General features: G+C 34.8%; 18 protein-coding genes and 4 pseudogenes. 9 read left to right on the top strand and 13 right to left on the bottom strand.

All coding sequences use genetic code 11. The features are described from left to right. The first annotated feature begins 13 nt into the window (after positions 1–13). From bioB to ABWU73_RS02345, 5 genes and pseudogenes are all read left to right on the top strand, one after another. Positions 14–964: a biotin synthase BioB gene (bioB, locus tag ABWU73_RS02365; protein WP_410541772.1), complete on the top strand. Its 951-nt coding sequence runs from the start codon at positions 14–16 to the stop codon at positions 962–964. A gap of 578 nt (positions 965–1542) precedes the next feature. Then, positions 1543–3264, top strand: coding sequence for an ankyrin repeat domain-containing protein (locus tag ABWU73_RS02360; RefSeq protein ID WP_353285504.1), 1722 nt, complete (start codon positions 1543–1545; stop codon positions 3262–3264). A gap of 186 nt (positions 3265–3450) precedes the next feature. Beyond that, positions 3451–5841, top strand: a complete 2391-nt coding sequence (locus tag ABWU73_RS02355) for an ankyrin repeat domain-containing protein (protein WP_353285503.1) — start codon at positions 3451–3453, stop codon at positions 5839–5841. Between the two features lie 163 nt (positions 5842–6004). Next, positions 6005–6307 (top strand): hypothetical protein, encoded by a 303-nt coding sequence (locus ABWU73_RS02350; protein WP_265017737.1) that lies wholly within the window; start codon positions 6005–6007, stop codon positions 6305–6307. Positions 6308–6440: 133 nt separating this feature from the next. Next, positions 6441–6668: pseudogene (locus tag ABWU73_RS02345) on the top strand (helix-turn-helix domain-containing protein); the annotation flags it as partial. 25 nt (positions 6669–6693) lie between these two features. Here the strand turns inward: ABWU73_RS02345 and ABWU73_RS02340 are convergent. Then, a pseudogene (locus tag ABWU73_RS02340) lies at positions 6694–7526 on the bottom strand (IS5 family transposase). 58 nt (positions 7527–7584) lie between these two features. On the opposite strand from ABWU73_RS02340, the pseudogene ABWU73_RS02335 reads away from it, so the two are divergent. Next, positions 7585–8448, top strand: a pseudogene (locus ABWU73_RS02335) (integrase core domain-containing protein); the annotation flags it as partial. Between the two features lie 160 nt (positions 8449–8608). Continuing rightward, entirely contained in the window at positions 8609–11221 is a 2613-nt protein-coding gene (locus ABWU73_RS02330) for an ankyrin repeat domain-containing protein (protein WP_265017738.1), read from the top strand. Between the two features lie 341 nt (positions 11222–11562). Here ABWU73_RS02330 and ABWU73_RS02325 read toward each other — a convergent pair whose 3' ends face one another. The 4 genes and pseudogenes from ABWU73_RS02325 to ABWU73_RS02310 form a co-directional block, all read right to left on the bottom strand. Then, positions 11563–11727: an IS3 family transposase gene (locus tag ABWU73_RS02325; RefSeq protein WP_080717614.1), complete on the bottom strand. Its 165-nt coding sequence runs from the start codon at positions 11725–11727 to the stop codon at positions 11563–11565. Next, positions 11717–12197: pseudogene (locus ABWU73_RS02320) on the bottom strand (IS3 family transposase). The gene ABWU73_RS02325 and the pseudogene ABWU73_RS02320 overlap by 11 nt, the downstream one beginning before the upstream one ends. 139 nt (positions 12198–12336) lie before the next feature. Continuing rightward, on the bottom strand, positions 12337–12630 hold the full coding sequence (locus tag ABWU73_RS02315; RefSeq protein ID WP_209473078.1) for a transposase: 294 nt from the start codon (positions 12628–12630) through the stop codon (positions 12337–12339). A gap of 142 nt (positions 12631–12772) precedes the next feature. Continuing rightward, on the bottom strand, positions 12773–14293 hold the full coding sequence (locus tag ABWU73_RS02310; protein ID WP_353285502.1) for an HlyD family type I secretion periplasmic adaptor subunit: 1521 nt from the start codon (positions 14291–14293) through the stop codon (positions 12773–12775). Between the two features lie 266 nt (positions 14294–14559). On the opposite strand from ABWU73_RS02310, the gene fabG reads away from it, so the two are divergent. Beyond that, positions 14560–15294 carry a 3-oxoacyl-[acyl-carrier-protein] reductase gene (gene fabG / locus ABWU73_RS02305; protein WP_015589136.1) on the top strand — a complete coding sequence of 245 codons (735 nt, stop codon included), beginning with the start codon at positions 14560–14562 and terminating at the stop codon, positions 15292–15294. 94 nt (positions 15295–15388) lie between these two features. After that, positions 15389–15718 (top strand): TrbC/VirB2 family protein, encoded by a 330-nt coding sequence (locus tag ABWU73_RS02300; RefSeq protein ID WP_155968336.1) that lies wholly within the window; start codon positions 15389–15391, stop codon positions 15716–15718. Between the two features lie 27 nt (positions 15719–15745). Here the strand turns inward: ABWU73_RS02300 and ABWU73_RS02295 are convergent, their stop codons facing one another. The 8 genes from ABWU73_RS02295 to ABWU73_RS02260 all read right to left on the bottom strand — a co-directional run bounded on the left by ABWU73_RS02295 (position 15746) and on the right by ABWU73_RS02260 (position 22270). Beyond that, positions 15746–17026 carry a M48 family metalloprotease gene (locus ABWU73_RS02295; protein WP_265017741.1) on the bottom strand — a complete coding sequence of 427 codons (1281 nt, stop codon included), beginning with the start codon at positions 17024–17026 and terminating at the stop codon, positions 15746–15748. Positions 17027–17097: 71 nt separating this feature from the next. Continuing rightward, positions 17098–17742: a 3,4-dihydroxy-2-butanone-4-phosphate synthase gene (gene ribB / locus ABWU73_RS02290; protein ID WP_007549343.1), complete on the bottom strand. Its 645-nt coding sequence runs from the start codon at positions 17740–17742 to the stop codon at positions 17098–17100. A gap of 6 nt (positions 17743–17748) precedes the next feature. Continuing rightward, positions 17749–18243, bottom strand: a complete 495-nt coding sequence (gene greA / locus ABWU73_RS02285) for a transcription elongation factor GreA (RefSeq protein ID WP_007549342.1) — start codon at positions 18241–18243, stop codon at positions 17749–17751. 9 nt (positions 18244–18252) lie between these two features. Continuing rightward, complete coding sequence (atpA, locus tag ABWU73_RS02280) at positions 18253–19794, bottom strand: F0F1 ATP synthase subunit alpha (protein ID WP_182320407.1); 1542 nt, start codon at positions 19792–19794, stop codon at positions 18253–18255. Further along, positions 19791–20351, bottom strand: a complete 561-nt coding sequence (gene atpH / locus ABWU73_RS02275) for an ATP synthase F1 subunit delta (RefSeq protein WP_010962742.1) — start codon at positions 20349–20351, stop codon at positions 19791–19793. The genes atpA and atpH overlap by 4 nt, the downstream gene beginning before the upstream one ends. 41 nt (positions 20352–20392) lie before the next feature. Beyond that, a complete protein-coding gene (locus tag ABWU73_RS02270; protein ID WP_012673177.1) occupies positions 20393–20743 on the bottom strand; it encodes a YraN family protein in 351 nt (116 codons plus the stop codon). 23 nt (positions 20744–20766) lie between these two features. Beyond that, the gene (rplQ, locus tag ABWU73_RS02265; protein ID WP_007550873.1) at positions 20767–21195 is read right to left on the bottom strand and encodes a 50S ribosomal protein L17; all 429 of its coding nucleotides are present in this window, start codon (positions 21193–21195) and stop codon (positions 20767–20769) included. Between the two features lie 7 nt (positions 21196–21202). Beyond that, positions 21203–22270, bottom strand: a complete 1068-nt coding sequence (locus ABWU73_RS02260) for a DNA-directed RNA polymerase subunit alpha (protein ID WP_012673178.1) — start codon at positions 22268–22270, stop codon at positions 21203–21205. Positions 22271–22280 lie beyond the last annotated feature (10 nt).

Raw genomic sequence — 22280 nt, 5'->3', positions numbered from 1 at the left:
TAAGAGGTGTTAAATTATGACAGAAGAATGGGCTTTTGCCAAGGCAGAACAAATCTTTAATCTTCCATTTCCTGAGCTAATTTATACAGCACAAACAGAACATAGGAAGCAATTTAATCCTAGTGGAGTGCAAATTAGTACACTTTTAAGTATTAAAACAGGTAGCTGCCCAGAAAATTGTTCTTACTGTCCCCAATCAGCACACTATAACACCGGGTTACAAAAAGAGCCTTTGTTAGAAATTGCTGAGGTAATTGAAGCAGCAAAATGTGCAAAAGAGGCTGGAAGTAGTCGTTTCTGTATGGGAGCAGCTTGGCGTGGTCCACGTGATCAAGATTTAAAAATTGTTTGCGAAATGGTCAAAGAGGTGAAAAAATTGGGCCTTGAAACGTGTGTGACTCTTGGGTTGTTAAAAGATTACCAAGCAAATATGCTAAAGGGAGCTGGCTTAGATTTTTACAACCATAATATTGATACATCTGAAGAATATTATCATAAAGTCATAACTACACGTATTCTCCAAGATCGCTTAAAAACGTTAGAACACGTACGCGCATCTGGGATTAAGGTCTGTTGTGGTGGTATTCTTGGTATGGGTGAGACTAATGAGGATCGAATAAAAATGCTAGTTCTCATTGCTAATTTGGATAATCCTCCAGAATCAGTACCAATTAATATGCTGATAAAAATTCCTGGAACTCCACTTGAGAATGTGGCCGACGTTGATCCGTTTGATTTTGTTCGTACTATTGCAATAGCCAGAATTATGATGCCAAAATCTTATGTACGTTTATCAGCTGGGCGAGAAAAAATGTCAGATGAATTGCAAGCATTGTGTTTCCTTGCAGGTGCTAATTCAATTTTTTACGGTGAAAAGCTACTTACAGCTCAAAATCCAGTACCTGAGCAAGACAATCACCTATTTCAAAGATTGGGGTTACGAAAACTTCATATAGGAAATTAAAGGAATTTCTGCATTGACAGAAAAAAGATCTATTTCTTATTATAATTTTGCCTAAAATTTTTTTCATTCTTGGATATATTACCATTAATTTAGCATTATATATTATTAAAATCTCAAGCAAATCAACCATTTCCAGTGGTCAAAACCAAGAGCGGTGAGAGCTTTTTGTTTTGGGATGGATTGGACTATCACTCAATACGTGCGAACTTTTCTATATAATAATTCTACTATACCATAAAAGCAGCTACATTAGCCTATTTTTACTAAATTTATATACGAACCAATTTGCTTAACTTTGTTATAGAAATTTCAAGTTTCTATTTTCACAACGCCGCTTTTATTTAAATTGTTCTCGCAAAGGTAGGTACTTTTTTGCGGTTTTGGGGAAAGTAAATATTTAAGATTTTTGTGACGCTAGTTTGTAGTATGTTTCCATTGAATTATTGTTTCTACCTTGTTGATCAAGCCGCAGCAAACTAAAATAACTACCAGCAACTTTAATAAAGAAATATATAAACTCTTGACTTTCTTATTAAGGTGTGTGATATCAATTATGTTACTACTAAAATGCGTGGGTTATGTCTTTAGAGCTGGAAAGGTTTGAAGAAATGCTAATAGGCACTTGCTATAACTCAAATGAGAGTGATATATTCGAAAAAATAAAAAATGAGTTAGGAAAGCTAGATGAAAATGAATGCCAAAGGTGGAGAAAGAAGGGCTTTGATCCAGATCATCAATTCAACGTACAAAATGGGAGTGGTACTTTGGGAATTACATTATTATATCTAGCTGCTAAAAATGGCCGTATAAATTTGGTTAGGTATTTTATAGATGAAAAAAGGGCTAATGTTCATGAGAAAACTAATAATGGGCAGACTCCTTTACATTCTGCTGCTCGCAATGGCCATAAAGATGTAGTAGAAGCTCTATTAGAAAAAGGGGCTAATATTCATGAAAAAGATAATAATGGATATACTCCTTTACACCTTGCTGCTTATAGTGGTCATAAAGACGTAGTAGAGGCTCTATTAAAAAAAGGGGCTAATGTTGATGAAAAACAGGATAATGGAGCAGTTCCTTTACTTTTTGCTAGTTCCAAGGGCCATCAAGATGTAGTAGAGGCTCTATTAAAAAAAGGGGCTAATGTTCATGAAAAAGATAATGACGGATGTACTCCTTTACATGAGGCTGCTCGAAATGGTCATAAAGATGTAGTAGAGGCTCTATTAGAAAAAGGGGCTAATGTTCATGAAAAAGATAATGACGGATGTACTCCTTTACATGAGGCTGCTCGAAATGGTCATAAAGATGTAGTAGAGGCTCTATTAGAAAAAGGGGCTAATGTTCATGAGAAAACTAATAATGGGCGGACTCCTTTACATTTTACTGCTCATTATGGTCATAAAGATGTAGTGGAGGCTCTATTAAAAAAAGGGGCTAATGTTCATGAAAAAGATAATGACGGATGTACTCCTTTACATGAGGCTGCTCGAAATGGTCATAAAGATGTAGTAGAGGCTCTATTAGAAAAAGGAGCAGATGTTAAAGCGGTAGAGTGTGGATGTACCCCTTTAAGTTTGGCTTTTGAGTATGGCAAGAAAGATACAGCTGAAGTTCTAATCCAGAAAACATTAATACAAGATTTTAGCACACAAAAACCAGATTACTTGACTGGTACATATTCTACTTATTGGGATAAATGCAAAGATGAAATTAAAGATAAAATAGTGGGAAGATTTGACGATAGAGATATTTCGTACCTTGACTTACTCAAAGCTGATACAAATGAAATGGCTAGCTATGTGATAAATGATGAAATTGAAAACGCATTGAGTAACCTTGATTGTAAAAGAGAATTTCCTATTTTCGGGGGCCAAATAAAGAATAAATTCGATGAAGGGATAAAAAGACGAGGTCTAATAGATGACGGTGGCATAGTAATTACTAAATACTCTGGACTTTACAATGATAAAGAATTACCTCTAGAAGTAAGTGAGAAAGTAGCTTCTTATTTATCAAATGCAGATTTAAAAAATTTAAAGGATGCAAACGAAAATGCTCCTAGAGCAAGTATTTTCCCCTGTTGTTCAACCGCGGTATTAGGCGCTGCTATAGTAGTGGCACCTTTTGCAGCAGGAACAGTTGCAGCTGGATTAATACCTGTAGTAATAGCAGTGGTTGCAGTCACAACAGTGGCGCTAGCGGTTGGTGGTATTACATATATGATCTCAAAGCCTAGTACTAAAATGGATGAGACGAGAGAAGAGCAAGGCATAACTGGGAATGGATGGAAAGTATAGCATCAGGCAGGCTTTGTTGCATAGCTAATTAACAAGTAGAAGCATAGCAGGGTCGGAGGTCAATGTCAGTGAAGTTTATGGGAGTGTCAAGCTAAAGAATACAAAGGTTAGAAAAATTATTCTTGCATTAGCTTTTATTTGTGCTATGTATTATACGTAATATTTTTGATAGATCAGAGGGAAAGCATGTCAAATGAAGATATTGAGTTTAAGCAGGCTTTTGAAACAAATCCAGGAGATGAAAAATGGTTAGAACAGGAAAAAGGGGAAGAATTCAAAAAACAGTCACCATGGGAAAATTTGGACGTGTCGGAAAAATTGAGCGAACAGAAAGAATTTAAAAGACGCCTAAAGCTGAAAAGGTTCCAAGAACAGCTAGAATCGGAAGGATTGAAGAACCAGCTAGAATGGGAAGAATTCAAAGAACAGCCACTAGAATGGGAAGAATACCTAAAGATGAAAAGATGGGAAAAACGGCTAGAACTTGAGGGAGGAGAGGAACAGCTAGAATGGGAAGAATTCAAAAAACAGCTAACATGGGAAAATTTGGACGTGTCGATAAAATTGAAAGAATGGCAAGATTGGCTAGAAGAAAAGAAGTGGTCCCTAGAGGATAATGAGCATGAATTGATCAGAGAATGTTTCTTCACACATGGTATTGATACTTTGATAGATTCTGCTAAAGGTTTATGTACTACTAATTTAATGCATGCATGGTTTTGTGATGAATCTGATTTAACAGAAAATCAAAAGAAGTTAAATAAAAAATTATTAAATATTCTCAGCGGATCTCCAGATACTGGTGGTAGGGATAGTTATAGCTATAGTTCAAAAGTTCATAGATTTTTAGAAAGAAATAAGGACGATCTGAAAACTGTTCTTAACCTTAAAAGAGGAGAATCTGGATTGACAGTATTGCATGCAGTAGTAAGTATGGCTGTAGAATATGGAGGGAGGTTAGCCGAAGAATATGTATCTGCTGCATGTTTACTCATAGAAGCAGGAGCTAATCCTAATATAAAGAATGATAGAGGACAGACACTCTTACATTATGCTGCTATTGGGTCTAGCGGTGATGGTATAGGTTACCTTATAAAAGCAGGAGCTAATCCTAATGCACAGGATATTGAAGGGAAAACACCTTTGCATTATGCTGCTGGCCTTGGTTATAGCAGCAGTATAGAATCGTTCCTATGGAATGGAGCTAAGTGCGATGTACTTGATGAAACAAGGAAAACCCCACTACAAATTGCAATTGATAATCATCAATACCATATTAAAAAATACTTTCCAACTGATAATCAAAAGAGGTTGAATGAAGAATTACATGGTATAATGCGCGAATGTTCCCATGCTAAAACAGTTAAAAATCTAAAAGAGTTTTTGGATAAACATGAGGGTGACCAAGATCTAAAAGTGGTTTTAAATTTTCGTGATGAAGAAGGAAAGTCAATAGTGTTGCAACATGCCAGAGATATTTTTTTTGTTTCTAAAGCTGCTGCTGAAGTAGAAGACTTACTTTTGAAAGCAGGAGCAACTGACCAAAAAGACTATAGCAGGGAAAAATGTTTGCCTAAATCCAGGACCCTATGGGATGATTTAATACCAGACCAGAAGAAGAAGCTAAATGAATTTTTTGATAAAGTACATCGAGCTCAAGATATGAAACAACTGGAAGAAGTTGTAGACCAAGCTATACGGTCTGGAATAAGGTTTAACTTTCCTATTCGTCCAGATAAAGTGGCGTACCAAGATGCATGTAATTTTACAGATCATGTAATAAAAAAAATTAGTGCATTAAAAGAGAGTTCTAAAATTGCAAATCAGATAGAAATTACTAGTGATATAGTATATAAATTGTTATCAAGAGGAGCAGTGTTTCATAACTTAAGTAGTATAGATGTAATCAATACACTGGAGTCAGAATTTAAAGACCACACAACCAATGTGAAAGAAGCTTGTGGTAAGTATATCAATAATACTTTAAAGTTTATGAAAATTGTTAAAAGTGCAGCTAATGGTAGAGTAAAAAATGTAAAAATGGATAATTCTACTTTTTACTTAGAATACTCAGAGAACAGCAAAATAGATATTGCGAAGATTACAGATGGAGCAAGGGGTTTATGGCTAACTCAAGGAGAAATAGAATACGGAAGAGATATAATAAAGATCGGTAAAAGTGAGGTAGAAATTATAACGAAAAATGGTATAAGGAATTACACAGACCTTGCGGATAATAGTGATATAGCATTGACTTTCTACACCAGTGAAGGAGAATTAGAAGTTAATTTGTACCCTGACAAACAAGATAAAGATAAAATAATAGTAGAAGTGAGTAATAAAAAGGAAATACTGGAAAAGTTCAAAAATTGTAAAGAAGAATTAGGTGAGAATTGCTCGCTTGGTGGGTATCTGGTCTACAATGCTATTGAACAAGGCTATTTTGAAAGGTCTGGAAAATTGATACGTTCTGAGGCTATGAGTCAATCTAATGGCCAAACAAAAAAGAGTTCTTGGATAGAGCGTAAAGAAAGAAGAAGAGCCCCAAGTCTCGAAGAAACAGTAAGCCGTGCTTAGGGTGAAATGGAAATGTTCAAAATTTCATGGTGATGTTAAGTTAACAGCTTAAGAGATTTTCTAAAGAAATTATCTTGATATTTATGATCTTTCAAGCATACCACTAGCTTTAAGATTTTGTGGATCCAGTTGTTCTACATCTTCCACTTTCTCGAGCTTGGTTATGATATTATACAGCGCAAAACCTATACACGCTAATCCAACTATTCCCACAACCGCTGCTACTACAGGCATTTTCATGATATACAATGCAACACAATTTACCAATAACACCGCACCAACACTACCAAATATGATTGCTTGCCTTTGTTGCAGTGCTTTTGCTGATAGGTTTTTGTCTGCAGCATCACCATTAAAACATGGTTCAGCGGAAGATGGGCTGTCAGCTCTATCGACGGAAGTTGGTTCTACAGTGGTTTCTACTGAATCATTTTGGGCTTTTTCGCTGCTTTCACTTATAGGTTGAAGATCTTCGCTATCTTTATTAATATCTTCGTGTAATTGAATGTCAGTTTCTGTAGCTGTAATAGTTCAGACTTGATCTGACAGGCGAACAAAGTAAGATAAAAATATGAATAAATTTTAAAGGAGTGTCAGATATGAGTACAACACAAGAAAAAATACTAAAACCAAAGTTGGGATTGCTAGAACTTGCAAAGCAATTAGGAAATGTATCACAGGCGTGTAAGGTAATGGGATATTCAAGGGATACATTTTACCGCTTCAAAGAACTGTATGAAAAAGGAGGAGAAGAGGCTTTACACGAGATAAGCAAAAGCAAGCCATTATATGCAAATAGGGTATCGGAGGATATAGAAAAAGCAGTAAGAGGTTGTCCGGAAACTAGTAAATTCAAGCATATTCCCTCTTTAACATAACCCTACTTATAGCTAGGTATATGAAATTCTCAGTGGATGTTGTGAGTAAATCATACTCCTTCGATAGCCTTCTATTCCTATTAACCCAAGCAAAAGTCCTTTCTACAACCCATCTTCTTGGCTGTACTTTAAACCCTTGTTCTCTTGTTGGTAGTAGCTCAGGTGGCGTATCTTTGTGCACCCAAAATCTACATGGAGGCCTTTTAACAATTTCAATATCTATGTTATATTCTTCCTTTATGTGATTCTTTAAATTTCTTCCTTGGTATCCCATGTCAGCCCACATTTTTTTAACTTTAGTATATTTTGTTCTCATATTGTTTAATGCTATTTTAATACCATCTCTATCATTTTCGTTAGCAGCGCCTACGTAACAACCTAGTATAAAACCCTGAGTGTCTGTAATTATATGCCTTTTTCTACCCTTTACTTTTTTACTTCCATCATAGCCTTTGATCCCCCCTTTTCTGTAGTCTTTACAGATTGACTATCTACTATACAGGCACTCGGCTGCTCATTCCTTCCTATTTTTCTTCTACTATATTTTGTAATTTCATAATTCATTTTCTCAAAAATTCCCTGCTTCTTCCATTGCCTGAACTGCTCATACACAGTCTTCCATAGCGGAAAATCATTTGGTAAATACCGCCATTGACACCCTGTACGCAATACATAGAAAATTGCTTCTAATATTTCTCTTTTGCTATACTTTGGCGGCCTTCCTCCTTTCTTGTATGATACTCTGAAGTGTTTTTCTATTCTTGCCCATTCCCTTTCGCTTAGATCTGTTGGATACTTTTTTCTCATCTTTACCCCGTACTAAAATTTCAGATATTATAGCCTTTTACTTGTTTCCGGACAACCTCTAATTGAAATAGCAATAGAATTTCCAGCGTATGGACAAGAAAGAGCAGCAAACGAACTGAAAAAGAGAGGAATTCTCATCTCTGCAAGTGGAATAAGATCAGTGTGGCAAAGAAACGATCTTGAGAATTTCAAAAAGAGGTTAAAGGCATTAGAAGCAAAAGTAGCTCAAGATGGCATTATCTTAACAGAAGAGCAGATAACAGCTCTAGAGAAGGCTAAGGAAGAAAAAGAGGCCCATGGAGAAATTGAAACAGAACATCCAGGATACTTGGGTAGCCAAGATAGCTATTATGTGGGTAATATCAAAGGTATTGGACGAATTTACCAACAAACCTTTGTTGATACCTACTCTAGAGTTGCTTTTGCTAAGCTTTATACAGAAAGGACTGCTATTACAGCTGCAGACCTTCTCAATGATAGGGTGATACCGTTTTTTGATGAACAGAAAGTATCATTGCTACGCATTTTGACGGATCGTGGTACAGAGTACTGTGGCAGACCTGAAAATCACGCTTACCAGCTGTATTTGGGGGTAGAAAATATTGATCATTCTCGAACCAAAGCTCGTTCTCCACAAACTAATGGCATCTGTGAAAGGTTCCACAGAACTATGCAAGATGAATGCTACAATATTATCTTCAGAAAGAAAATTTACACCTCTTTGGCAGAGCTTCAGCTAGATGTAGACCATTGGGTGCATTCTTACAATAGATCTCGACCGCATTCAGGTAAATATTGCTATGGTAAGACACCTATGCAAACCTTTTTTGATAGTATGCATATTGCTTATCAGAAAAATATTGATAGCATTAAACAGGATGCTGATTTTGGTTTTGACTTTGTCAATTCTTCTGTCAGTTAATTCACGCCTGTCAGATCAAGTCTGAACTATTACAGAAATATTAAGTGCAATAAATTCTGACAATGATTTAAATAGGGATAACATAATTGAAAAAATAAAAGAGAAGTTAAAAGCAATAGATCCAACCACGTATAAAGAGTGGAAAAATTTTAATTTTAATGTGAATTATTGGATAAACAATTGCGCAGAGAGATGTACTCTATTGCATATCGCTGCTGGAAATGGTTATATAAAGGCAGTGAAGACTCTATTGGAAATAGGTGCAAAGGTCAATGCAGTAGATCTAGATAGGATGACTCCGTTACACTTAGCTGCCGAAGGAGGTCATGCAGAGGTAGTAAAAATCTTAATAAACGCAGATGCAAAGGTCAATGCAGTAGATCTAGACAGGGTGACTCCGTTACACTTAGCTGCCGAAGAAGGTCACGCAGAGGTAGTAAAAATCTTAATAAACGCAGATGCAAAGGTTAATGAAGTGGATAGAATGAAGCGTACTCCATTGCATATGGCTGCTAAAAATGGTCATATAAAGACAATGGATGCTCTATTAGAAAAAGGTGCAGAAATTAATATAATAGATAAAAAGGGGTTGACGCCATTATTTCTTGCTGCCGAAAATGGTCATAAAGAAGCAGTATGTGCTTTAATGGAAAAGGGAGTAGATTTTTTATTGGGAAATAAAAATAGAATCCTAAAGTACTTAGAAAAACTAACCAAAAGTGATAATTTAAAACAGTTTCGAAAAGAGCAAAGGGATGATGAATATGAATCACTTAAATACTCATTGCTATGTCGTGATGATCATTCTTTAGTTGATATTGTTGGAGGAGATATATTCAATAGCTTAATGCATATACGGCTTGCTGGCATATCTGGTCTAACACCAAGTCAAAGAGAATTAAATAAAGAATTATTCAGTATCCTCCAAGCATACCTGTCTTTTAGTGATGAAGGTGATTATAATGAACATGGTTATATTGTGAGACTTAGAAATTTTTTACAAGACAATGGAGATAATCAAGATCTAGAAAAAGTCCTTAATCTTAGAAGAGGAGAATCTAAATTAACAGTATTACACATAATATCAAGTATAGCTGGGGTAGAAAAAGAATATGACGATTCTGTAGCTTTACTTTTGAAGGCAGGAGCTAACCCTAATGTAAAGGATGATAGAGGAAAGACACCCTTGCATTATGCTACTGGACCTAATAGTATAGCTTCTCTTATGGAAAAAGGAACTAATCTTAATGAGCAGGATAATGAAGGAAAAACACCCTTACATTGTATTGCAAGCACTGATTACAATGATCTCATCTCTTCACTTCTGGATAGTGGAGCTAGATCTGATATATGTGATAAACAAGGAAAGACCTCACTAGACATAGCAATTGATAATTGTAACTACTATGCTGAAGGTTATCTTTTAACTGAGGATCACAAAAGGTTGCAGCAAGAATTAGACTGTATTCTTGGTGGTGTTGACAAAGATAACCCTTCTTCTCTAAGTAAAGGTCTTACTGTATTAGAAAAGTTTTTGAATGAACGCAAGGGTACTCAAGACTTAAAGAGAGTTTTAAGCCTTCATAACAATAAAGGGAAGTTACGAATCTTTCAATATATCAGAGATGTTTTTCATAGTGATGAAACTTGTTGTAAAGAAGCAGAAAGATTGTTGCTGGCAGCAGGAATAAAAGATTTCAAAGGGTTAGATAGTGAAAAGCATCTGCTTAAATCTAGGACTCTATGGGATAATTTAATACTAGACCAGCAGGCAAAGTTAGAAGTGTTTTTAGATGAAGTAGGTAAAGCGCAAGACATGAATCAATTAGAACAAGTTGTAAACGAAGCTATAAAGTCTGGAATAAGGTTTAATTTTCCTCATCAAGGAAAGCTATATGGAAAGATGTATGAAGATAAGTATAACTTTATGGATTGTGTGATGAAAAGAATAAAAGAGATTAGTGAATTAGAAAAGAACTCCAAGGTTGCTAGTGATATAATATGTAAATTAGTATCAAAAGGAGCGGTGTGGTATGTTGTAGATAGTATGTATGTGCTCAATACACTGGAATTAGAATTTGAAGATCATGAAACTAATATGATAAAAGCTCATGGAAGTTGTGCAAATCTTACTCTCAAGTTTATGGAAGTTGTTAGAGGTGCAACTAATGGTAAGTTAAAAGATGCAAAAATGGACAACTCTACTTTCTACTTAGAGTATTCAGAGGATAGCATAATAGATGTCGCAAAGATAACAGATGGGGCAAGGAGCTTAGGGTTAACTCAAGGAAAAATAGAATACGGAAGAGATATAGTAAAGATCGGTAAAAGTGAGGTAGAAATTATAACGGAAAATGGCATAAGGCATTACACTAATCTTGCAGACAATAGTAATATAGTGTTAACTTTCTCTACTAGTTTAGGAGAATTAGAAGTTAATTTGTACCCTGACAAGCAAGATAAAATAATAGTAGAAGTTAGTAACAAAAAGGAAATACTGGAAAAGTTCAAAAATTGTAAAGAAGAATTAGGTGAGAATTGCTCGCTTGGTGGATATTGGGTCTACGATGCTATTAAACAGGGATATTTTGAAAAGTCTGGAAAACTTTGTCAATCTTTTGAAACAATTAGTCTATCTAAAAAAGTCTCAGAAGGAGTCAAAGCAGCGGTAAAAGGTTTAAAGTGTGGTGATATAGTGAGTTCTTCATCCAGTAATATATTTCCTCCAAAAGCGATTATGCAGGAAGGTAAAGCAAGAGTACCAGGAGCATGAACTCAAAGTTGCTTAGGGTCAAGTTTTGAGTATTTTACTAAAATAGCTTTAACATTTTTTGGGGAATGTTTTAAATCCTATGGTGATGTTAAGTTAATAGCTTAAGAGATATTCTAAAGGAGTTATCTTATTTAAAAAATTACTTGGACGCTTATAGTTTTTTGTGCATAGCCTTTCATGTTAGATTCAAAGAAGACTGAATAGGCTGCTCCACACTTTCTACTTTCTCGAGCTTGGTGTTGGGCTTAAAGGTATTGACCTTACCCAGAAAAAGTGGAGAGAAAGTTTGGAATGTTTTTCACAAAGAGAATGATGAATCAAAATGCTCAGGAATGCAATAGTTAATAGTGACGTTGTTTGTTATAAAAAATTTCTATGTATTCAAATATTGCAGTTCTAGTTTGTTGAGCAGAGTGTTGTGAAGTATCAATAAGTATTTCTCTTTTCAATGAGCTAAAGAAGCTTTCCACAACAGAATTGTCGTAACAACAACCTTTATGACTCATCTATGTTTTTTATGGATAAGAGATATTGATAACCTTGCGAAGTATATTGTGAACCTTGATCACTATGTAATAGTAGATTTTTGGCAGGTTTACGCTTGTTAACGGCCATTAATAAAGAGTCCATAACCAATTGTTTATTTATTGAACTGCTCATTAACTACCATGCGTGAATATAGATCGATTATTGTTGCCAAATATAGCCATCCTTCTTTGGTTTTTATATAAGTAATATCAGTTACCCATACTTTATTTGGTTGATCGACAATAAAGTTTTGGTCTAATATATTGGGAGCTACGACTCTACTGTCCGTTTGTTGTTTCTTAATTTTAAATTTTCTTCTCAATATAGCCTGAATACCATTTTTCTGCATAATACTTTGCACTGTTTTTAAGTTGCAACTTTTACCCAAAGCCTTCAATTCAGCATGAATTTTAGGAGCTCCATATCTACATTTAGAAGCTTGATATATTTTTTGAATATCTGCTAATAACTCTTTATTTGCTGATTCTCTACTGCTTATTTTTCTTGTGGTCCACTTATAGTAGCCACTAGCAGAAAATCCTACATAATTCCTGTACTTTATAGCAGTTACTATATAAAAAAATATTTTACTCTTTTTGACTGGCCAGGGCTTTTTTTAAAATGTCTCTTTCCCTTGTTACTCTTGCTAACTCTCTTTGTAAATCAAACCTCTCCTTGTCGTAAGGAGCCATGTTACCTCTACCTGGAAATGCATCTGCTGCCGACTTTTTTTCGTTGTGTTTCTTTATCCATTTTCCTAATAAACCACCCTTTATTCCTAAATCCTTTGCTATTTTTGTAATTGTTTGACCTGCCTTTCTTTGTTCATTTGCCAGCTTAACAGCTTCCAATTTGAATTCTGCCGTATATTCTCTTGCCATTTCTAATCCTCCAAAATTTTATTTTACCCGAAAAAACTCCTTTCTTTCTCTCCACTTTTTCTGGGTAAGGTCAAGAAGCCTATTGTCTAATTATGTACCTAAATTTTATTACGGCACTTTCACTACTACTTTAACGAGTGAGCTACCTTTCTATAAAAGACCTATCGACTGTTGCAATTATAGGCGTAAACAAGAATGATAAAAGAGTACGAGATTGAGTAACTATGTACACTTCTGCTGGCATACCAGGGTATAGGTATACGTTTTTAAACTGAGCAAGCTCTGGTTTTGGTATCACTACACGTACTGAATAATAACGCCCTAGCCTTGGATCATCAAGGGCATCGGGAAAAATATTGCTTACTATACCATTAATTAAACTTAAACGACGTGCACTGTAAGCACTTAAACGAACTTTAACCTTTAGCCCTTCTAGCCCATCAATAGAGACTATGTTGCTATCTTTCTTTTGTGCTGACAGTATCTCTTCTATGTTTCTGGTCTGAATTTTAGCATCTATTATTAGGTCATCATCCGATGGCACTACGCTCATGATCGGAACTCCAGATTGTATAACACCACCTTCAGTATGGTATCTTATATCTGTGACTATCCCATCTTGAGGCGATTTAATTATTGTACGTGCTAATGAATCTTCAGCAACCATCAGTCTCTCTTTCAAGTCTGCAATAGACGTACTAACTTCCTTAAGTTCAGCGTTTGCTCTTTCTTGAGAATCATTTCTCACGTTTATAATTTCTAATTCGTTCTCTCCAATTTTTTGCTGCACTTGAGATATTGCAGAACGGTAATGTCCAACTCTGCCTTCAATTTCAGCAAACTGCTTTTCTAAAGCTAAAATGTGTGGTTTGCTTATATGGCCACTATCAAGTAATTGTCTTTTTGTTTCCAACTCCTCAGTTATCAAGTCATATTGCTTATGAGCTGCATTTAGTTGAAAGTTTAGCCCCGCTAATTCATCATTTAACTGCTTTATACGTTGTTGCAGTATGTCTGTTTTTCCCAATATGCTCTTTCTCTGAGAGTTGAACAACTTTACTTGATTCTTTATCGCTTTATTTACAAGTTCATCGTGAGATAATTTTTTAACCTCATCAGGAAACTCGAGCGTGTCCAAATCTACTCTGATTGCAAGAAGCCTTGCTTCTGTTGCTAAAAATGATAAGAGCTTCTCTTTGATGATACTTAAATTCGCCTTCTCGTTAACATCACTCAACAAAACTAGAGGCTCATCTTTTTTAACTGCTTGACCCTCTTTTACTAAAATTTTGCTTATTATTCCTCCGCCCAAGTGTTGAACTATTTTTCTATTTGAAGATACAATAACTTCTCCACTTGCATGCACCGCACCGTCAATTGGAGCTATAGCCGACCAAATACCACCTATCCCAAAAAAGATGAGTATTACTACCAGACCAAAAAATAGTGGTCCCCATGTTACTTTCAGGACTTCATTTACGTTATTACTTTCGCGTTTTAAAATAAAATTTATCACTGCATCAATCAATGCAAACGTCTTATCCAAAAATTTTGGGTACTTCTTCTTTTTATTTTTTGCTCCTTGCATATTTATATTATCACCATGGCCAATCAAGCCTTTCAAAGAAAATCCAGCGCTAAGCTTTTTTAACTTACTTATCATAATACTACTGTGAATTTGTGTTAACTCAAGATAACACACAAAAACAAAGAATCTATAATTTAAGCATTCCATTTAGACTGTAGAGCACCAGAATAAACTATTTAGTAACAATTCCTGCATCAACTATGTTTTTAAAATTTTTTGACGTTTAACTTTATTATAACTTTTTCTTTATTTTGTGAATATCTGAGTTACTTATATTATGTAAGAAATCTATTGCCAACTAGTCAATATTCTGTTAGGAATTAAGATAATATAAAGTTATTATGCTTAAATTGGAAAGCAGAAAGTTCCTGATTACTGGCGCATCAGGCGGAATAGGGCAAGCAATTGTAAAAATTATGCACAAAGCCGGAGCAACTTTATGTATTTCTGGCACAAAAAAAGAAGTGCTCGAAGAAGTTGCTAAACAATATGAAAAAAACATGCATGTACTCCCTTGTGATTTATCAAATGCTGAGGAAGTAAATCAACTAATAAATAGAGCAAGTGAGCTGATGGAAGGCTTTGACGGGCTCGTATGCAATGCGGGTATTACGCGAGACAGTTTATTATTGAGAATGACAGATGAAGCATGGCAAAAAGTAATTGATATTAACTTGAGCTCTACATTTAAGCTGAGTAGAGAAGCATGCAGAAAACTAATTAAGAATAATTGGGGAAGAATTATAAATATTTCCTCAATAATAGGGCTGACAGGAAACGCCGGGCAAGCAAATTATGCGGCGTCTAAAGCTGGAATAATAGCTATGAGCAAATCCATAGCAAAAGAAGTTGCAAGTCGTAATATAACAGTAAATTGTATTGCTCCTGGGTTTATAGATACTAAAATGACTGAAGTTTTAAATGAAGGACAAAAGGGAAAAATATTAGATAATATTCCAATGAAAAGAATGGGAACAGGGGAAGAAATAGCAGCAGGGGTCTTGTTTTTAGCAAGTGATGAAGCAAAATATATAACAGGGCATGTGCTCAATATTAATGGTGGGTTATTTATGTAGCAACACTTATGTATGGACAAATTATAATTTTTACTTCAAAATAAAAAATGTGTAGGTTTAGGTTTAGGTTAATTTATTACTTAGAGGCAAAAAAATGAGCTCTATAATGGAATTTTTTAGTGTTTTTTGCGTAGTATTGCTTTTCTCTTTCTCAGGTTATGCAGCTGACCCTGATATGGATGACACAACTAAAGTAATATGCAATATTATTGGTTATGTTTGGGGGATAGGCGGTCCACTTATGACGGTAGTAATAATTGGTGCAGCTTTGCTTGCAATATTTGGCAGGATGCCGTGGCCAGCCCTCTTTGCTCTTGGCATGTTCTGTGGTGTATTTTTTGGCGCTAAAACTATCATAACGAAAATTATGCCCAACGTAAGCGATGAAGCAAAAACTATGTTGGAAAAGTGTGGACAAAAATAATCCAAAAAGTGCAGAAATGCTTTTTTGTTATCCATTAAACCGCTTCATATCTTCAACTTGCAACAAATAAGGGCTATCTTTTGGTAAAGTTTTAACAGCTAGCTCAGCATATTTTGTAAATTGCTTTAAATCACCTTCAATACAAGCCTTTTTTGTCAAGGCAAAATAATGCATTGCCGTATCAGCTTCACATTTATATGCAATTCTTAAATACTTCCAGACAAAAGCGTTATCTGGTTCTACATTCAAAATCTGCTCCAGGTAAAAAATCGCCTTTTTTGCATCACCGTGTAATAATAAAGTATGAGATAATGCAAGTTTCACTAAATAACTGTTTTTCTCAGATAAATACCTAAGCGATTCCTCATACATTTTTATTGCTTCACTTAAATTTCCGGCCTTGTATAGCATTTCTGCTTTTAATTCATATAGGTATGGGTCATTGCGTGACTCTTGAATCAATGAATTAACTTTAGCAATAGCCTCTTCTATCTTTCCTTGCCTATAGCAAACTATAGCATTTACATACTCAGAATTATTTTCATATTTATTAGATAACACATGAATAGGAGCAAAGAAAGAGTCTAGCTTGGCAACCACACGCTCAAACTTTAGTAACTTATCCGCAAAAATTGGTTTTACGTTGTTTTTAACCTTATAATTTTGTACAGCAAATATACGTTTCTCACTAAGTGGGTGAGTGCGGAAATATTCCTCGGTGTTCTCATGCTCAATACTTTTAAAATAATCAAAAATCTCTTTCATACCTGAATTATCATAGCCAGATTCATCAAGATACCTTAAAGCATAGCTATCTGCTACACTTTCTTGCTCTTGAGAATAGTTAAAAAATAGCCTTGAACTAAACGCTACACCACTAAGCAAAATTGCACCAGCAACCTGAGGGTTAATGATAATACTAGAAACTAATCCTACCATATAACTAATCATTGCTATCGATTGAAAATAACCCATAGCACTACTCATTTGCAATATATGACCAGCAGATATGTGAGCAATCTCATGTGCTAATATACCAAGCAGGACATAAGGTTTAGCCGAATATTGTAAAAGTCCTAAATGAATGAAAATACTGTTATTGTTAATTACAAAAGCATTAATCGAATTGTCATTAATTATAAAAACTTTTATTTGCTCATGATCAATATCCGCAGCAGAAAATAAAGGTTGCGCTAGCTCTTTCACTATTGCTTCCACTTCACTATCTCTAATAATGTTAATAGAGTAAGCATTATTACAATATGCAAAAAAGAACAATAAGGTCAAAAACTTAGCAACTCTAAACATGAAAATTCTGTGCTTGTATAATTTATAGAAATTCTATATTTTAACACTTAAATTATACAAATTTATAAACGCTAGTTTAAATTTTTAACGTAACTGATAAGTTTGTCGATGGTAGTTAACTTAATTTTATGTTGTTCAGCAAATTTAAGTAACTGAGGTAAGCGCATCATAGAGCCATCATCATTCACTAATTCACAAATAACTGCTGAATGATCAAACCCTACTAACTTCGCCATTTCAACACTCGCTTCAGTATGACCAGCACGTTGTGCCACCCCACCTTTATGTGCAATTACAGGAAAAACATGACCTGGAGTTATGATGTCATCCTGAGTACCATCCTTGTTGATAGCAGCATGTATAGTTTTCGTTCTATCCTCTGCTGAAACACCGGTTGTAATGCCATAACGTGCATCAATTGATGTAGTAAATGCGGTATGATTTTCACCAATATTTTTCTTTTCCATGAAATTAAGGCCCAACCTTTTCATGTGAAATTTAGTCATTGCTAAGCAAACAACCCCTGTACCGTACCTAACCATAAAAGCCATATGTTCCGGCTTTATTTTCTCAGCTAAGACAATCAAATCGCCTTCATTTTCTCTATTTTCATCATCAACTAAAATGAATAATTTACCGGAACGAGCATCCTCTAATACATCTTCCACAGAAGAAATACCTGGTAGACTCATTGAAGCATAAGTGGCCTGTACCATAATAATTTACTTAAATTCAATCTTAACTATTTTATACAATTTCTCTCCATTTGGCACTGTCACTTCCACATATTCACCGACTTTTTTGCCGATTAAGGCACTCCCAAGTGGTGAACTAGTAGATATTAACTGCTTTGAAACATCAGCTTCATATTCGCCTACAACCTTATAAACATATTCCACTTCACCGTTATTATCACTTAACATGCTTAATGTCACAGTTGCACCAAACATTACTGAATCACCAGACAAATTTTTTACTTCTATTACTTCCGCATGTGAGAGCTTACTTTCTATCTCCATTATACGGCCTTCAATAAAACCTAACCTTTCCCGTGCTGCATGATACTCTGCGTTTTCAGACAAATCACCTTGATCACGAGCATCAGAAATAGCCTGTATCACAGAAGGTTTTTCTTCCTTTAATTTTTCAAGTTCGGCTTGCATATTCTCAAAACCTTCCCTCGTCATAGGAAATTTATTAATAATGGATGAAGCCATAATCACCACCTAAACGCAATTAAATTGAGTAACGAAATTACTCACAATGTTAAAAATATCACCTTTTATATCATCACTCATGTCATTTGACAACTTTTTTAAAACCCCAGGGTGTACAGTATGAAAATAATTAATAAGATCATGTTCAAATTTATTAATGTAACTTATTTGTATTTTACTTAACTGATTATATAGGTTAGAAAAAATATACATCAGCACTACTTGCTCTTCTATTGACATAGGTAAATGTTGTTTTTGCTTTAATAACTCGACAAGATATTTACCCTTATTCAAGGATAATTGAACACTAGCATCAAGATCAGAACCAAATTTTGCGAAATCTTCTAATTCTCTATACTGAGCTAAGCTTAGCTTTATAGAACCAGCAACTTTCTTCACAGACTTTAGTTGTGCAGCAGAACCAACCCGTGAAACTGACAAACCTATATTTACTGCAGGTCGAAATCCTTTATAAAATAATTCAGACTCAAGAAAGATCTGCCCATCGGTAATTGAAATAACATTTGTTGGCACATATGCAGATACATCACCAGCTTGAGTTTCGACAATTGGCAAAGCAGTTAAAGAACCCTGCCCTTTTTTATCAGACATTTTAGCAGCTCTTTCAAGCAAGCGAGAATGTACATAGAATATATCTCCAGGGTAAGCTTCACGACCAGGAGGACGTCTGAGCAATAAAGACATCTGCCTATATGCCACAGCATGCTTAGATAAATCATCATATATAATCAAACAATGCATTCCATTGTCACGGAAAAATTCCCCAATAGTGCAACCAGCATAAGGTGCTAAAAATTGCATAGGCGCGCAGTCAGATGCACTAGCCACAACTACAGTTGTATACTCTAATGCTCCGCTTTCTTTCAGCTTATTTACCACTTTTGCTACTGTTGAAATTTTTTGCCCAATAGCAACATAAACACAGTAAACTTTTTGATTTTCGTTTACCTCATCGTTAATCTTCTTCTGATTGATAATAGTATCAAGCGCAATAGTAGTTTTACCAATTTGTCTATCACCAATAATTAATTCACGCTGCCCTCTACCTATTGGAATTAGCAAATCTATAATTTTAATTCCTGTTTGCAGTGGCTCATGCACAGACTTACGATCAATAATGCCTGGCGCTTTAGATTCTATATCCATTCTGTTTTTGGCTCTAATTTCCCCACCGTCGTCCATAGGATGGCCCAACGCATTTACAACTCTCCCTAACAATTCATGCCCTACAGGCACCTGCACAACATCACCACTACATTTTACAACGTCCCCTTCTTTCACATCACGGTCATTACCAAGCACAACTATTCCAGCCGTATTATGATCTAAATCGAGAACTATTCCTTCTACACCACTTGCAAAAAATACCTTTTCACCGAATTTTGCTTTTTCCAGCCCATAAACCAATGCGATACCATCTGTTACTGAAATTACTTCACCTATATTTTCCCGCTTTATAGGATTATCAAACGTCTCAACCTTTTCTCTTATTATACTTGCTATCTCAGAAACATTCATACTGTTCTTCATACAAAATTCCTTACTTTTAATATTTCCATTTTACTTAAGTCAACTAACCTATCCAAGTAACTTTTTAGCGAAGCATCGATCAAATTAAAACCATACCTAACTACGAAGCCACCTAGTATAGAAGGGTCAACCACATTGCTTACTTTTATTATTTTACCAAGAAAGCTCAAAGATTCAGTAATTATTTTTATATCAGATTCCTTTAAAGTTTCTGCTGACTTTATAGTAATTTCGAATTCATTTTCATTTTCTCTTGCAAGACTTAAGAATTTTTCTAATATAAGGATCAATAAACTAGAGCGTTTATTTGCAAATATAACCATAATAAATTTTACTAAATTCTCACTCAAGTGCTCATTTATAGAAAGCATCACTTCTTTTTTGTGTGCAAAAGAAATCATAGGATGAGATAGGTACACAAAAACATCACGTTGATCCTTAAAAAAAGCCAACAAAAATTCTACTTCTTTCCTTATAATACCTAACCTGCTTCCTGAGACATGAAATAGCACTCTAGCGTAAGATGAAACTAAATTATTGTATTGGGTCTTTTTCATATTAAATCCAGTAAATCTAAATTAATTCAGCTACAAATCTTTCATTCTTCAATCCAAGCATTTTTTATATAAACAGGTCTTCTCTTTAAGGAAAGAAAATATAAATCATATCTGACTGAATAATCTAAAAAACTAAGGTTTTTACTTAAGAAATACTTAGAAGAATTTATAATAGACTGACATTGAAGATGAGATATCGGTATTTCTTTTCCAAGTAAACTTGTTTTAACTTCTATAAAAATCAGCTCCTTTTTTTTAGATACAATTAAGTCAATTTCACCGAACTTACAACGGTAACGGCGTTTTATAACATTATACCATTTCAGTTTTAAATATACTAAAACTAATAACTCGCCAAAGTAACCTACAAAGTAGCGTAACCTACTTACCACAAGAAGAACAATTATGATAACAATTAACTTTGTGTAACTACTTTGCCTCCTTCTTTATTTTTACTATAAACCTTACCTCTTGCTGCAATATCCCTATCAACCAGTTCTATCACTGCCATTGAAGCGCAATCACCCTTTCGAGTGCTAAATTTTATTATTCTAGAATACCCACCTTTACGATCTTGATAACGGCTGGCTAAGACGTTTAATAACTTATCAACTGCTAACTTACTATTATGAAGGCGTGAAAGCAAAAGTCTTCTACCATGTAAAGTATTCTTATTCTTAGCAATTGTAATAAACTTTTCGACATATGGACGAAGTTCCTTAGCTTTTGGTAAAGTAGTTACAATCTGCTCATGGTTAATTAATGAGATAGATAGATTCTTTAACGTCGATAATCTATGTTCAGTACAACGAGATAGTTTACGTTTTTTTATTCCATGTTTCATATATCACCTAATCTTCATCAGTATGTTGTTTAGCCAACTCATCTATATCCTTAGGTGGCCAGTTTAGCACATTCATACCCAAAGACAAGCCAAAATTAGTCAAAACTGCCTTAATCTCATTCAAAGACTTTCTGCCAAAATTAGCAGTTCTTAACATTTCACCTTCTGTCTTTTGTACAAGATCACCTATATAAGTGATGTTTTCGTTTTTCAGACAGTTATGAGACCTGACAGATAATTCCATTTCATCTACCTTACGCAATAAGACAGGGTCATAACCCAAATCTTTAGCACCACTAGACGAAGAAACCTGCGATTTTTTATAACTTACATCAGAACTAATAAAGGGCTGAAGTTGCTCCTGTAATATTCTTGCAGCAGAGTCAACAGCTTGACTCGGAGAAATTGTACCATCAGTTTCAATTGACAATATCAGCTTATCCTTATCAGTCACTTGGCCAACACGACTGTTCTCTACCCTGTACGAAACCCTGTTGACAGGGCTATACAAAGCATTAACTGGAATAAAACCAATTAAATCCTGTTCACTCATAAGCTTCAAAAGTTCATTTTCTTTATATTTAGTTACAGGAAGATAACCTTTTCCGCTAGCCACATATATGGTCATGTTAAGCTCCACATTTTGCCCCAGCGTACATATTAACAAATCTTTATTAACAATAGAGCATTGATCATCAGTTTCTATCATCCCAGCTAATACCTGGCAAGGCCCTTTAGCGTTTAAATTTAAGCATTTATTAGAAGCACCATTTAATTTACACCTCAACATACCCATATTTAATACTATATCAGTTACGTCTTCTCTCACCCCTTGAATTGAAGTGAACTCATGAGTTACACCTTCAATTTTTATTCCATAAACAGCACTACCTTTAAGAGAAGATAACATTACACGTCTTAATGCATTGCCTAATGTTAAAGCAAAACCACTTTCCAACGGTTCTAGCACTATATCACTTTTTTCACTTGAATCATCTGATATTACCTTAACTGAACTAGGTTTAATCAATTTATCTAAATTGCTACAGAGAGAAACATCATTATTATAATACATAAAACAACCT

This window comes from Wolbachia endosymbiont (group A) of Andrena helvola, assembly GCF_964028415.1.
GTDB classification, from domain to species: Bacteria; Pseudomonadota; Alphaproteobacteria; order Rickettsiales; family Anaplasmataceae; genus Wolbachia; species Wolbachia pipientis.
The sequence above is the reverse complement of the archived record's forward strand: the minus strand, read 5'-3'. Positions and strand labels throughout refer to the sequence as shown.